This is a genomic window from Streptomyces sp. NRRL S-455, from assembly GCF_000717875.1.
GTDB lineage: Bacteria > Actinomycetota > Actinomycetes > Streptomycetales > Streptomycetaceae > Streptomyces.
Genome location: NZ_JOCT01000013.1, coordinates 33862 through 47313, shown reverse-complemented (window position 1 = coordinate 47313; position 13452 = coordinate 33862). Strand labels below are relative to the sequence as shown.

Annotated in this window: 11 protein-coding genes; 3 read left to right on the top strand and 8 right to left on the bottom strand. The window is 70.5% G+C overall.

Going from position 1 to position 13452, the window contains the following annotated elements; translation table 11 throughout:
* Positions 1–24: 24 nt before the first annotated feature.
* From IE97_RS0118640 to IE97_RS0118610, 7 genes are all read right to left on the bottom strand, one after another.
* Positions 25–1068: an ABC transporter substrate-binding protein gene (locus tag IE97_RS0118640; RefSeq protein ID WP_030241261.1), complete on the bottom strand. Its 1044-nt coding sequence runs from the start codon at positions 1066–1068 to the stop codon at positions 25–27.
* Positions 1069–1267: 199 nt separating this feature from the next.
* The gene (locus IE97_RS0118635) at positions 1268–3262 is read right to left on the bottom strand and encodes a glycosyltransferase family 2 protein (RefSeq protein ID WP_030241255.1); all 1995 of its coding nucleotides are present in this window, start codon (positions 3260–3262) and stop codon (positions 1268–1270) included.
* Between the two features lie 203 nt (positions 3263–3465).
* Positions 3466–4035 carry a Uma2 family endonuclease gene (locus IE97_RS0118630; protein ID WP_030241253.1) on the bottom strand — a complete coding sequence of 190 codons (570 nt, stop codon included), beginning with the start codon at positions 4033–4035 and terminating at the stop codon, positions 3466–3468.
* A gap of 68 nt (positions 4036–4103) precedes the next feature.
* A complete protein-coding gene (locus IE97_RS0118625; protein WP_030241248.1) occupies positions 4104–5264 on the bottom strand; it encodes an acyl-CoA dehydrogenase family protein in 1161 nt (386 codons plus the stop codon).
* A gap of 5 nt (positions 5265–5269) precedes the next feature.
* Positions 5270–6220, bottom strand: coding sequence for a hydroxymethylglutaryl-CoA lyase (locus IE97_RS0118620; RefSeq protein ID WP_030241247.1), 951 nt, complete (start codon positions 6218–6220; stop codon positions 5270–5272).
* Positions 6217–8133, bottom strand: coding sequence for an acetyl/propionyl/methylcrotonyl-CoA carboxylase subunit alpha (locus IE97_RS0118615; protein ID WP_030241246.1), 1917 nt, complete (start codon positions 8131–8133; stop codon positions 6217–6219). Before IE97_RS0118615 ends, IE97_RS0118620 begins: the two co-directional genes overlap by 4 nt.
* A gap of 14 nt (positions 8134–8147) precedes the next feature.
* The gene (locus IE97_RS0118610; RefSeq protein WP_030241245.1) at positions 8148–9764 is read right to left on the bottom strand and encodes a carboxyl transferase domain-containing protein; all 1617 of its coding nucleotides are present in this window, start codon (positions 9762–9764) and stop codon (positions 8148–8150) included.
* A gap of 86 nt (positions 9765–9850) precedes the next feature.
* Here IE97_RS0118610 and IE97_RS0118605 point away from each other — a divergent pair, with 86 nt between their 5' ends.
* From IE97_RS0118605 to tesB, 3 genes are all read left to right on the top strand, one after another.
* A complete protein-coding gene (locus IE97_RS0118605) occupies positions 9851–10459 on the top strand; it encodes a TetR/AcrR family transcriptional regulator (RefSeq protein WP_030241243.1) in 609 nt (202 codons plus the stop codon).
* 99 nt (positions 10460–10558) lie between these two features.
* Entirely contained in the window at positions 10559–11716 is a 1158-nt protein-coding gene (locus tag IE97_RS0118600) for an acyl-CoA dehydrogenase family protein (protein WP_030241240.1), read from the top strand.
* Positions 11717–11751: 35 nt separating this feature from the next.
* Complete coding sequence (tesB, locus tag IE97_RS0118595; RefSeq protein WP_030241237.1) at positions 11752–12633, top strand: acyl-CoA thioesterase II; 882 nt, start codon at positions 11752–11754, stop codon at positions 12631–12633.
* Here the strand turns inward: tesB and IE97_RS0118590 are convergent.
* Positions 12626–13414, bottom strand: a complete 789-nt coding sequence (locus IE97_RS0118590; RefSeq protein WP_030241234.1) for a phosphatase — start codon at positions 13412–13414, stop codon at positions 12626–12628. The two genes, tesB and IE97_RS0118590, sit on opposite strands and share 8 nt — an antisense overlap.
* Positions 13415–13452: the final 38 nt, after the last annotated feature.

The following is a 13452-nucleotide window of genomic DNA, read 5'->3' as shown; positions in this document are numbered from 1 at the left end:
CGCAGCCCCCACGGCGCTGAGCGCCTAGCTGACCTTCTTCGCGGTCTCGATGGCCTTCGCCAGGTTCTCCACCAGCGGCACACACTTGTCGTAAGACAGGATCGGCTCGGCCGAACGCGCGATGACCTGCCCGGCCTTCACCGCCGGCAGCTTCTTCCACGTCGCCTCGGTGATGTCCTTCGGCTGGATCGCCGAGGACCGGTCATCCATCATGATGACGTCGGCCTTGTACTTGTCGACGTTCTCCCAGCTCAGGCTCTCGAACCAGCCGCCGCCCTCGGCCTTGGCCTTCTCCGGCGGCTCGATGAAGTTCACGCCGAGGGCCTTGAAGTACTCCAGGTCGACGGAGAGGTTGGTGCCGGAGACGTAGAACAGCTCCTGGCTTGCGGAACCGGCCATCACCTTGATGTCGGGGTGCGCCTTGGCGGCCTTGCGGAGCCGCTCGGAGGCCTCCTCGAACCGCTTCTTGGCGTCGGTGACCTTCGCGGCCTTCATGTCGCCGCCGAGGGACTCGGCCAGCTCCCACATGCGCTGCAGCGGGGCGGTGAGCTGACGGTCGTAGACGGAGATGCCGACACTCGGCGCCAGCTTGGCGATCTTGCCCTTGGAGGCCTCGGGGACGTACCAGAGGGTCCCGGCGTCGTCGAACATCGTGCTGATCAGCACGTCCGGGGCGAGGGCGGCGTACTTCTCGACGTTGAACTGGTCCCAGGTGTTGCCGAGGATGGTCACCTTGCTGATGTCCATGTCGCCGGCCTGGACATCGGGCTTGCCGTCCTGCGTCTTGGTCGGGCCGAAGACGCCCTTCACGGAGACGCCGTAGTCGTACAGGGCGGCGGCGACACCGGTGAAGGCGACTATGTTCGCGGGGACCTTGTCGAGCTGGACGTTCTTGCCGCGGTCGTCCTTGAAGGACCAGGGGCCGGACTTGGCGGCACCCGTCGAGCCCGAGCCGCCGTCCTTGGAGTCTTCGCTGCCACACGCGGTCACGAGGGCGCCGAGTCCGAGGGCGCCACCGGCGGCGAGGATGTCGCGGCGGGAGAGGCGGGCGGTTCTGGCGTTCGACATGGCTGGGTCTGCTTTCGTGCGTACGGAGCTACTTCGGGCGCGACTGTTGGCCACGTGGCCGGAATCAGGCTTAGGTTAGCCTAACCTCAGATCTTGTCCAGAGGAGCCCTGATATCCGTGCCCGGGGGAGTGGGCCGGGATGCCCACCGAAGCAGTGATCCGAATCACGGGAGCGCCGAGACTCGCCGACGAGCCCCGCCTATGACTTGAGGCGGCTCGTGAGGGCCCGCACCAGGTCGGTCCGGGCGACCCGGAGCGTGAACTCCCCGCCGTCCGACGCCGGTTTCGCGTACCAGGGGAGGCCGCGGCGGCGCCACTTGGCGGGAGCGAGGCTCACGGGCGCCGGCGGCAGCGGCAACGTCCAGGACCCGAGCCGAAGTTGTCCCTTCCACAGGCCGGAAGGCAGCTCGGTGACCGGTACCCGAACCAGGAATTCTCCGCCGGCCTCGGGGGCCGGCCGGGCGGGGAACGCGGCGCTGCCACCCCGGCCGTCCTCCAGGTGAACGGCGAGGGCGCCGTCCGGGAAGGCGGCGAGCGTGCACCGGCCGGCGAACTCCAGTTCCGTGGGCGCGCCGGGAGCCCAACGCACCGCGGGGACGCTGAGCTGCTGCAGCACTCGGTGCTTCCGCTCGCCGAGGTCGAGCGTGAAGTTGCCGTGCGGTCTGGTGGTGTACGGCGTCACGGCACGGATCTCGTCGCCGGTGTTCACGATGTGCGTCTCCGGCTCGCCGGAAACGCCACGGTCCCGCTTGCTGCCGATCCGGACCTCGCGGGAGATACCCTGAGCGGCGATCGCGAGGGAGATGTCCCAGAGTCCGTCGGGGAGCGGTGCGCCGTCGCCCGCGGTCGTGATGTCGACGGCGGCCTCGAAACCGGCCTGCTCGTAGCGATACCGCCCCTCGTCCTCTGCTTCGCCGAGCCGAGGTGTCGCCGTGTGCGTGACCGGAAGCCGATACTCCGACCCGCTGTCCCGCTCGCGCAGGACGAGCTCGGTGGACACGTCCTCGGTGGCGACGCGGTGCAGGTATCCGTGTCCGGCCAGGTGCAGCACGGCGCCCCGCAGTTCGGCGCGGCTGACGTGGTGGCGCACGCCGAGCTGGCGGGTCACGTCGTAGCAGGTGTCGGGGATGCCTCGGGACGGGTCGCGGAGGTAGGGGTAGCGGGCGTAGGCGCGGCCGCCGTCGACGAGGACGGGGGTCGCGACGCCGCTCCTGGCCAGCTCGCGCTCGAATCGGACCAGTTCGAGGAGTTCGTCCAGCATGGTGTGCCGGACGAGGTGCAGACGCAGGCGGGCCATCGCCGACAGCTGGTCGCTCATCCCCTCGTGCCAGAGTGGTGCGATGACCTCGGCGAGCCGGGCCAGGGCCTTCTCCTGCTCGGGGCGGGGCTCGTGCACCAGGTGGTCGAGGAGTTGCCGCACCTCCACCGTCAGGTGGCGGTGGGCCAAGTGGTCACGTCGGGGACCGGGCGGTACCTGCTCCAGGAGCAGGTCGACGACGCGAGGCAGGAAGCGCAGGCGGGGTTCCGTGCCGCCGGTCCGCAGCGTGATGTTGCCGCTGTCCTCGCGCTCGACCCAGAACAGGCAGTCGTAGTCGGCGAGTACGGAGATGCCGTCCGCGTGGAGATAGGCGGGGCCGACGAAGAGCTGGTCCTCGCCGATCTTCAGATCCGTCGGGAACCGCAGCTCCAGCCGCTCCAACAGGCTCCGGCGGAACAGCTTCATGGGGTTGAGCGTCCAGTACACGCGCGACGAGAACACGTCGGTCCTCGGCTGGTTGCGACGGAACATCGACGTGGGTGCCCCGCGCCCGCCGACCCCGACCATCTTGCCGAGTACGACGTCGGTGCCGTTCTCCTCGGCCATGGCCACCATGCGTTCCAGTGCCTCGGGGCTCAGGTAGTCGTCGGCGTCCAGGAAGAAGACGAACGTGCCCCGGGCGTGGTCGAGTCCCTTGTTCCGCGGTGCTGAAGGTCCACCGGAATTCTCCTGGTGGAAGACCCGTAACAGTGTCGGGTATTCGCTCGCGAGCCGGTCGAGTTCCTTGCCCGTGCCGTCGGTGGAACCGTCGTCGACAGCGAGGATCTCCAACGCGTCCTGACCGATGCTCTGCTCGGCGACGGACGTGATGCAACGCGTGAGATAAGGCATCGCATTATAGGCAGCGATAATCACCGAAACGGCAGGGCCGGTCATCGTAAAACTCCCCCAGAGTTACGAGGCACGCCCCTTCCGACGGCTCGGCCGGAATGCGCGGGTGGTCAGCTCACGCGCAAAGGAAAGTGCCATAGGTGCAGTGAACATACCATGAGCCCTTACCGCCTCTGGCGGAATCTTCCAGTCAGCCGGAATTCACTGGACTCAGTCGGCCCCGCCCACTCGTGCCCGATTTTCGCCCGTCAGGACTGGCCGTAGCGGCGGAACGCCGCAGTCTCCACGCTCCAGGGGCCGAACGGTACCGAGTCCCCGAAGATGTAGGGCTCCTTGCGGCTGTAGCGGTTCCTGCAGGGGTCGGAGTGGACCTCGATGGTGCCGGTGCGGGGATCGACGATGAGGTAGTGCGGAATACCCATGGCAGGGTATTCGCTGAGTTTTTCGCCGTAGTCGTCGTTCGGATAGGACGGCGAGACGATTTCGACGACCGCCAGGACCTGCGTCGCGTCGACGGCGAGACCTTCCTCGTCGAGTGCGGACTCGGGGATGACGACGGCGTCGTGGCGGCGCATGCGGCCGATTGCCGGGTGCTCGATCTCAGGGCCGTTCGCGCAGATGTAGCCGGGGTGAGTGTCGAGGAGCTGCTCGTCCAGCTGCTCGCAGATGCGGCGGACCGTGCCCTCGTGGCGCTTCGAGGGGCACATCATGGCCAGTATCGGACCCGACGGGCCGATCTCGACGCTCCAGGCCCCTTCCAGGTGCTCGGCGAATGCTCCGAGCTCCTCGGCGAGTGCGCGCATCCTCGCGTAGTCCATGGTCCGAGCGTACGCAGGGAAGGGGGGCGGGGGCCCGCACCATAGCGGGTGCGGGCCCCCGGGGGCGGTCAGCCCGCCAACCCCAGCTCCCGCGCGATCAGCATCCGCTGCACCTCGCTCGTGCCCTCGCCGATTTCCAGGATCTTGGAGTCGCGCCACATGCGGGCGACGGGGTACTCGTTCATGAAGCCGTAGCCGCCGTGGATCTGGGTGGCCTCGCGGGCGTTGTCGACGGCGACCGTGGAGGAGTGGAGCTTGGCGAGGGCGGCTTCCTTCTTGAAGGGGTCGCCGGAGACCAGGCGGGCCGCCGCGTCGCGCCAGGCGAGGCGGGCGGTGTGGGCCTTCATCTCCATGTCGGCGATCTTGAACTGGATGGCCTGGTTGGCGGCGATCGGCTTGCCGAAGGCGTGGCGTTCCTTGGCGTACTTGACGGACTCGTCCACGCAGCCCTGGGCGAGGCCCGTCGCCAGCGCCGCGATCGCTATGCGGCCCTCGTCGAGGATGCGCAGGAACTGGGCGTAGCCACGGCCCTCCTCGCCCAGGAGGTTCGCCGCCGGGACGCGGACGTCCGTGAAGGACAGCTCGCGGGTGTCCGAGGCGTTCCAGCCGACCTTGGAGTAGGGGGCCGCGATCGTGAAGCCGGGGGTGCCGGAGGGGACGATGATCGAGGAGATCAGGGGTTTGCCGTCCGGGGTGCGGCCGGTGACCGCCGTGACCGTGACCAGGCCCGTGATGTCGGTGCCCGAGTTGGTGATGAAGCACTTCGTGCCGTTGATGACCCACTCGTTCGTCGACTCGTCCAGGCGGGCCGTCGTGCGGGTCGCGCCCGCGTCGCTGCCGCCGTCCGGCTCGGTCAGGCCGAACGCGCCCAGGAGTTCGCCCGCGCAGAGGCGGGGGAGCCACTCCCGCTTCTGGGCCTCCGTGCCGTAGCGGTAGACGGGCATCGCGCCGAGGGAGACGCCGGCTTCGAGGGTGATGGCGACCGAGGAGTCGACTCGCGCCAGTTCCTCCAGGGCCACGCCCAGCGCCAGGTAGTCGCCGCCCATGCCGCCGTACTCCTCGGGGAACGGCAGCCCGAACAGGCCCATGCGGCCCATCTCCCGGACGATCTCGTACGGGAACTCGTGCCGCTCGTAGAAGTCGCCGATCTTGGGTGCCACGACCTCGTGCGCGAACTCCTCGACCGTGCGGCGGAGTTCCTCCAGCTCGGGGGAGAGACGGTAGTCCATGGTGGTCACTGCTCCTCGGTGTCCTCGTGGGACAGGGCTCGGACGGTGCGGGACGGGCTGGGTCGGCCCAGGTGGGTGGCCATCCACGTGCTTGTGGCGACGAGGCGGCCGAGGTCGATGCCGGTGTCGATGCCGAGGCCCCGCAGCATCCAGACGAGGTCTTCGGTGGCCAGGTTGCCCGTGGCCGACTTCGCGTACGGGCAGCCGCCGAGGCCGCCCGCCGAGGCGTCGACCGTGGTGACGCCCTGCTGGAGGGCCGCGAGGGTGTTGGCCAGGGCCTGGCCGTAGGTGTCGTGGAAGTGGACGCCGAGAGCGGACGGTGGGACGCCCGCCTCGTCGAGGGCCGCGAGGAGCGCGACCACATGGCCCGGGGTCGCGACGCCGATCGTGTCGCCCAGGCTCAGCTCGTCGCAGCCCATGTCCAGCAGGGCCCGGCAGACCTTCACCACCTGGGCGACCGGGACCTCGCCCTCCCAGGGGTCGCCGAAGCACATGGAGAGGTAGCCGCGGACGTGGACGTCCGCCGCCTTCGCTCGGCTGACCACGGGGTCGAACATCGCCAGTGCCTCGTCCACCGTGCGGTTGAGGTTGGCCTTGGCGAAGGACTCCGTGGCACTGGCGAAGACCGCCACCCTCCGGGCGCCCAGCGCCAGGGCGCGGTCCAGGCCGCGTTCGTTCGGGACGAGGACCGGGAGGGCCACCGGGAGGTCGCCGACCATCGGGAAGAGCCGCTCCGCGTCCGCCAGCTGGGGGACCCACTTGGGGTGGACGAAGCTGGTCGCCTCGATCGTCGTCAGGCCCGCGTCGGCGAGGCGGCGGATGAACTCCGCCTTGACCTCCGTGGGGACCGTCGCCTTCTCGTTCTGCAGGCCGTCGCGCGCGCCCACCTCGTGGATGCGGACGCGGCTGGGGAGGTCCCTGGAAGGGACGACCATCGGGAGCCCTGGGACTGTCATTCCGGAGCCTCCTCGTGCGGTGCGATGACCGCCAGCACCTGGTCCATGGCGACCGTGGTGCCGGGCGACACGTCCAGTTCGGTGACCTTGCCGGCGTGCGGGGCGGAGATGACGTGCTCCATCTTCATCGCCTCCACCACCAGCAGGCTCTGGCCCGCGCTCACCTCGTCGCCGACGGCGACCTTCACCACTGTCACCGTGCCGGGCATCGGCGCGGTCAGCGAGTCGGCGCCCGCGTGGGCCGCCCGGTCGAGGGACGCGGCCACCGGGTCGTGGTCGCGTACGTGCCAGGCGTCGCCGTCGCGGCCCAGCCAGTCCCCGGCGCGGTGGAAGGTGTGGCGGACGCCGTCCAGCGTGACGGAGACCTGGTCGTCGGTGACGGTGGCGGTGCCGCGCGGGGTGTACTCCAGGGCTTCCTGCACCCGCAGGTGGAAGGCGGGGGGCTTCCGAACCCCGCCGAGCCGCCAGCCGCTGGGGACCGAGAAGGGGTCCGTCCAGCCGCCCGGCCCGGGACGCAGGCCGTCCAGGCGTACGGCCGCCGCCGCCTCGTACACCTCCTCCGGCACGTCCGCGGAGACGAGCCCTTCGACTTCCCGCTCGACGAGGCCGGTGTCCATGTCCCCCGAGACCACCGCCGGGTGGGCGAGCAGGCGGCGCAGGAAGCCGGCGTTGGTCTGCACGCCGAGCGTGACCGTCTCGGCGAGGGCCGAGCGGAGCTTGCGCAGGGCCGTGGCGCGGTCGGGGCCGTACGCGATGACCTTGGAGAGCATCGGGTCGTAGAGGCTGCCGACCTCCGTGCCCTCGGTGAGGCCCGAGTCGGTGCGGATGCCGTCGCCCTGCGGCTCACGCAGCCTCAGGACCGTGCCGCCGGAGGGGAGGAAGCCGCGGGCCGGGTCCTCGGCGCAGATACGGGCCTCCACGGCGTGGCCCGTCAGCCGTACGTCCTGCTGGGTGAAGCCGAGAGGCTCGCCCGCCGCGACCCGCAGCTGCCACTCGACCAGATCCAGGCCCGTGATCAGCTCCGTGACCGGGTGCTCCACCTGGAGGCGGGTGTTCATCTCCATGAAGTAGTACGACGACGGGTCGTTGCCCGGCACGATGAACTCCACCGTGCCCGCGCCCCGGTAGCCGCAGGAACGGGCCGCCTGGACCGCCGCCTCGCCCATCGCGGAGCGCGTCTCCTCGTCGAGGAGCACGCTCGGCGCCTCCTCGATGATCTTCTGGTGGCGGCGCTGGAGGGAGCACTCGCGCTCCCCGAGGTGGACGACGTTGCCGTGGCCGTCGGCCAGGACCTGGATCTCGATGTGGCGGGGCCGGTCGATCCACCGCTCGACGAGGAGCGTGTCGTCGCCGAAGGAGGCACGGGCCTCGCGGCGGGCCGAGGCGATCTCCTCCTCCAGCCGGGTGAGGTCCCGCACCAGGCGCATGCCCTTGCCGCCGCCGCCCGCGCTCGGCTTCAGCAGCACCGGCGCGCCCAGCTCGCGGGCCGCCTCGGCCAGATCGGGGTCACGTCCACCGGGGACGACCGGTACGCCGGCCTCGCGGACGGTCTCCTTGGCGCGGATCTTGTCGCCCATGAGGGCCATCGCGTCCGCCGGGGGGCCGATGAAGACCAGGCCCGCCCCGGCGCAGGCGCGTGCGAAGGCGGCGTTCTCGGCGAGGAAGCCGTAGCCCGGGTGGACCGCCTGCGCGCCGGTGCGGGCCGCGGCCTGGAGCAGGCGCTCCACCGACAGGTAGCTCTCCGACGCCGGGGCCGGGCCGATCCGGACCGCGGTGTCCGCCTCGCGGACGTGCCGGGCGTCGGCGTCCGCGTCGGAGAAGACGGCCACCGAGCGCACGCCCAGCGACCGCAGCGTACGGATCACCCGTACGGCGATCTCGCCGCGGTTGGCCACCAGCACTGTCTCGAACATCGTCGTCCGTCCCCTCACATCCGGAAGACGCCGAACTGGGGGTCACCCAGGGGCGCGTTGGCGCACGCGGTCAGGGCCAGGCCCAGGACCTGGCGGGTGTCCAGCGGGTCGATCACGCCGTCGTCCCAGAGGCGGGCCGTCGCGTAGTAGGCGTTGCCCTGGCGCTCGTACTGGGCGCGGATCGGGGCCTTGAAGGCGTCCTCGTCCTCCGCGGGCCAGGACTCGCCACGGGCCTCCAGCTGGTCCCGCTTGACCGTGGCGAGGACCGAGGCGGCCTGCTCGCCGCCCATGACCGAGATCTTGGCGTTCGGCCACATCCACAGGAAGCGGGGGGAGTACGCCCTGCCGCACATGGAGTAGTTGCCCGCCCCGTACGAGCCGCCCACCACGACCGTCAGCTTCGGCACGCGCGTGCACGCCACCGCCGTGACCATCTTGGCGCCGTGCTTGGCGATGCCGCCCGCCTCGTAGTCCTTGCCGACCATGAACCCGGAGATGTTCTGCAGGAACACCAGCGGGATGCCGCGCTGGTCGCACAGCTCGATGAAGTGGGCGCCCTTCTGGGCGGACTCGGAGAACAGGATGCCGTTGTTGGCGACGATGCCCACCGGGTGGCCGTGGATCCGGGCGAAGCCGGTGACCAGCGTCTGGCCGAACTCCGACTTGAACTCGGCGAAACGGGAGCCGTCGACGACGCGGGCGATGATCTCTCGCACGTCGTACGGAGTGCGGGAGTCCACCGGGACCGCGCCGTAGAGCCCGTGCGGGTCGACCTTGGGCTCGGTCGCCTCCGTGACCTCCCAGGGAAGTGTCCCGCGAGCGGGGAGCGTGGAGACGATGGTGCGGACGATGCGCAGCGCGTGCGCGTCGTTCTCCGCGAGGTGGTCCGTGACGCCGGAGATCCTGGAGTGGACCTCGCCGCCGCCCAGCTCCTCCGCCGTGACGACCTCGCCGGTGGCCGCCTTCACCAGGGGCGGGCCGCCCAGGAAGATCGTGCCCTGGTCGCGGACGATCACCGCCTCGTCGCTCATCGCCGGGACGTACGCCCCGCCGGCCGTGCAGGAGCCCAGGACCGCGGCGATCTGCGGGATGCCGGCGCCGGACATGCGGGCCTGGTTGTAGAAGATGCGGCCGAAGTGGTCGCGGTCCGGGAAGACCTCGTCCTGCATGGGCAGGAAGGCGCCGCCGGAGTCCACGAGGTAGACGCAGGGGAGGCGGTTGTCGAGGGCGACCTCCTGGGCGCGGAGGTGCTTCTTGACCGTCATCGGGTAGTACGTGCCGCCCTTGACGGTGGCGTCGTTGGCCACGACCACGCACTCGCGGCCGCTGACCCGGCCGATGCCGGCGATGACTCCGGCGGCCGGGGCCTGGCCCTCGTACATCCCGTCGGCCGCGAGCGGGGCCAGCTCCAGGAACGGCGATCCCGGGTCGAGGAGGGTGTCGACGCGGTCGCGGGGGAGCAGCTTGCCGCGCGCGGTGTGGCGGGCGCGGGCCTTCTCGCCGCCGCCCTGTGCGGCCGCGGCCAGCTTCGTGCGCAGCTCCTCGACGAGGGCGCGGTGCGCCTCCTCGTTGGCCCGAAAGGCCTCCGACGCGGGGTCTGCCGCGCTCGTGAGCTCCGGTGCCTCGTGCATCCTGCGGGTCCCCTCACTTGTTAATGAGCGTTAACGCATTTCCTTCAGGTTAACGACCGCTAACCTCGCTGTCTAGAATTGATTTCATGACCACCAGAACCGACGCCCCCACCCGCCGCGAGCAGATCCTCAAGGAGGCCGCCCGGCTGTTCGCCGAGCGGGGCTTCCACGGGGTCGGGGTCGACGAGATAGGCGCCGCGGTGGGGATCAGCGGGCCCGGGCTGTACCGGCACTTCGCGGGCAAGGACGCGATGCTCGCGGAGCTGCTGGTGGGGATCAGCGGGCAGTTGCTGACCGGGGCGAAGCGGAGGCTGGCGGAGGCGGACGGGGGTGGGCCGGAGGCGGTCCTCGACTCGCTGATCGAGGGGCACATCGACTTCGCGCTCGACGACCGGCCTCTGATCACCCTGCACGACCGGGAGCTGGACCGCCTCCGGGACAGCGACCGGAAGATGGTGCGGCAGCTGCAGCGGCAGTACGTGGAGCTGTGGGTGGGGGTGGTGCGGGAGGTGTACCCGGGGTTCGAGGAGCCGGCGGCCCGGTCCGCCGTGCACTCGGTGTTCGGGTTGCTGAACTCGACACCGCACCTGGGGAGGGGTGGGTCGCTGCCCGGGCGGGGGGCCACGGCCGAGTTGCTGCACCGGATGGCCCGGGGGGCCTTCGCGGCAGCGGGGTCACAGCAGCCTCCGGCGTGACGAGCGTTACCCCGCCACCACCCTGGACGGCCTTTGATACTCGCCGGTATCTTAGGGTGAGCAAGCGCTTAGACAGCTGAGGTCCGTGGAGGTGGCGGCGTGCGCCGTACGGTGTTCAACGAGGATCACGAGGCGTTCCGGGAGACCCTGCGCGCCTTCATCGAGGCCGAGGTCGTGCCCGTGTACGACGAGTGGTTCGCGGCGGGCCAGGCGCCCCGCGACTTCTACTACAAGCTCGGTGAGCTGGGGATCTTCGGTATCAACGTGCCGGAGGAGTTCGGCGGCGCCGGCCTGGAGAGCCACAAGTTCGAGGCCGTGCTCTACGAGGAGACCGCTCGCGCCGGCGTCCAGTTCGGCGGCTCCGGCGTGCACGTGCTGCTCGCCCTGCCCTACATCAAGATGCTCGCCACCGACGAGCAGAAGAAGCGCTACCTGCCGAAGTTCGTCACCGGCGAGGAGATGTGGGCCATCGCGATGACGGAGCCGGGCACCGGTTCCGACCTCGCGGGCATGAAGTCCACCGCCAAGCTGAGCGAGGACGGCACGCACTACGTCCTGAACGGCGCCAAGACCTTCATCACCGGTGGCGTGCACGCCGACCGCGTGATCGTGTGCGCCCGCACCTCCGCCCCCACCGCCGAGGACCGCCGCCACGGCATCTCCCTGTTCGCCGTGGACACCAAGTCCGAGGGCTACTCCGTCGGCCGCAAGCTCGACAAGCTCGGCCTGAAGACCTCCGACACCGCCGAGCTGGCGTTCGTCGACGTCAAGGTGCCCGTCGAGGACCTCCTCGGCGAGGAGAACAAGGGCTTCTACTACCTCGGCCACAACCTGGCCTCCGAGCGCTGGGGCATCGCCTTCGGCGCCTACGCGCAGGCCAAGGCCGCCGTGCGGTTCGCCAAGCAGTACGTCCAGGAGCGCACCGTCTTCGGCAAGCCGGTCGCCCACTTCCAGAACACCAAGTTCGAACTGGCCGCCTGCCAAGCCGAGGTGGACGCCGCCGAGGCCGTCGCCGACCGCGCCACCGAGGCCCTGGACGCCGGTGAGCTCACCCCCGCCGAGGCCGCCTCCGCGAAGCTGTTCTGCACCGAGGTCGCGCACCGCGTCATCGACCGCTGCCTCCAGCTGCACGGCGGCTACGGCTACATGAACGAGTACCCGATCGCCCGCCTGTACGCCGACAACCGCGTCAACCGCATCTACGGCGGCACCAGCGAGATCATGAAGTCGATCATCGCGAAGGACATGGGGCTGTAAGCCGGCCGTAGTCATTGCCCGGTACAACAGTCTTCATGAGCCAGGCACTTCAGGACCTCCTCGATCTGCTCGACCTGGAGCAGATCGAGGAGGACATATTCCGCGGCCGGTCCCGGTCCGCCGTCGTCCCGCGGGTCTTCGGCGGCCAGGTCGCCGCGCAGGCGCTCGTCGCCGCCGGACGGACGGTCCCCGAGGACCGGCTCGCCCATTCCCTCCACGCGTACTTCCTGCGTCCGGGGGACCCCGGCGCGCCCATCGTCTACACCGTCGACCGCATCCGCGACGGCCGGTCCTTCACCACCCGCCGGGTGGTCGCCGTCCAGCACGGCAAGCCGATCTTCCACCTGTCGGCCTCGTTCCAGGTGTACGAGGACGGGCTGGACCACCAGGAGCCGATGCCGGCCGCGCCCGATCCCGTGACGCTGCCCACCGGGGAGGAGCGGCTGCGCGGGTACGGCCATCTCGACCCCGTGATCGTGGAGAAGTTCCTCGAGGCGCGGGCCGCCGTCGATCTGCGGTACGTCGACGAACCGCCGTACGGGAGGTTCGGCGAGCCGCGCGAGCCGCACTCGCAGGTGTGGTTCCGGACGAACGGCAAGCTGGCCGACGATCCCCTCCTGCACGTCGTCCTCGCCACCTACGTCTCCGACATGACGCTGCTCGACTCCGTGCTGCTCGCACACGGGCGCGGCGGCTGGGCCGTCGGGGACGTCGTCGGGGCCTCGCTGGACCACGCGATGTGGTTCCACCGGCCGTTCCGCGCCGACGAGTGGCTGCTCTACGACCAGGAATCCCCGTCCGCGCACGGCGGCCGGGGACTGGGGCAGGCCCGGATCTACACACAGGACGGGCGGCTGGCCATCTCGGTGATCCAGGAGGGCGTGGTCCGCGTCCCGCGCGAGCCGCGCGTCAGCTGAGGCCCGCCTCCGCCAGCAGGTACGCCGTCATCGGGTCGTAGTGGCGCGGGCTGACGACGTGGTCGTCGAGGGGCACCGTGACCTGTACGGTGCCCTCGGCCTCGGCGATGAACAGGGCCGGGTCGTTGCAGTCGGCGTAGCCGACGGAGTCGACGCCGTGCTGTCCCGCGTATCCCGCCCAGCCGTGGTCGGCGACGACCAGGTCGGGCAGCGGGCGGCCCGCGCGTTCCAGGGCGGTCAGGATGGCCTTCATCGGTTCGCCCGAGTGGGTGTGCCACAGGGTGGCGCCGTGCTCCAGCACCGCCACGTCGGCGAACTGCATGACGTAGCCCTCGTCCGTCGTCAGGCCGTCCGGGATGACGACGATCTCGCAGCCGGCCGCGCGCAGGGCGGACGCGGTCGCGCGGTGGACGTCGAGCAGGCCGCCGGGGTGGCCGGTGGCGAAGAGGACCCGCTGACTGTCGTCGGCCGCCTTGCGCAGCCGGCCGGCGAGACGGTCCAGGGCCGCGACCGTCAGCTCCGGGTCGATGGTGTCCTGGCCGTACCGGTGCTCGGGGTCGTCGTTCACGCCGACGCGTTCCGCCATCACCGCGAGGACGTCCTGCTCGTCGCCCCAGCGGTCGCCGAGTTCCAGGCCGAGCCAGTAGTGGCGGTCGCCGTTGGACAGCTTGCGGTAGTGGGAGAGGTTGTTCTCGCGCGGGGTGGCGACGTCGCCCGCGATGCGCGTCCTGACGAGGTGGTCGACGAGTTCGGCGCGGCTGGGTGTCCCGGGTATCGGCATGCCTCCCATTGTGGGGCAGCCCCCTGGGGGCGTCCCTG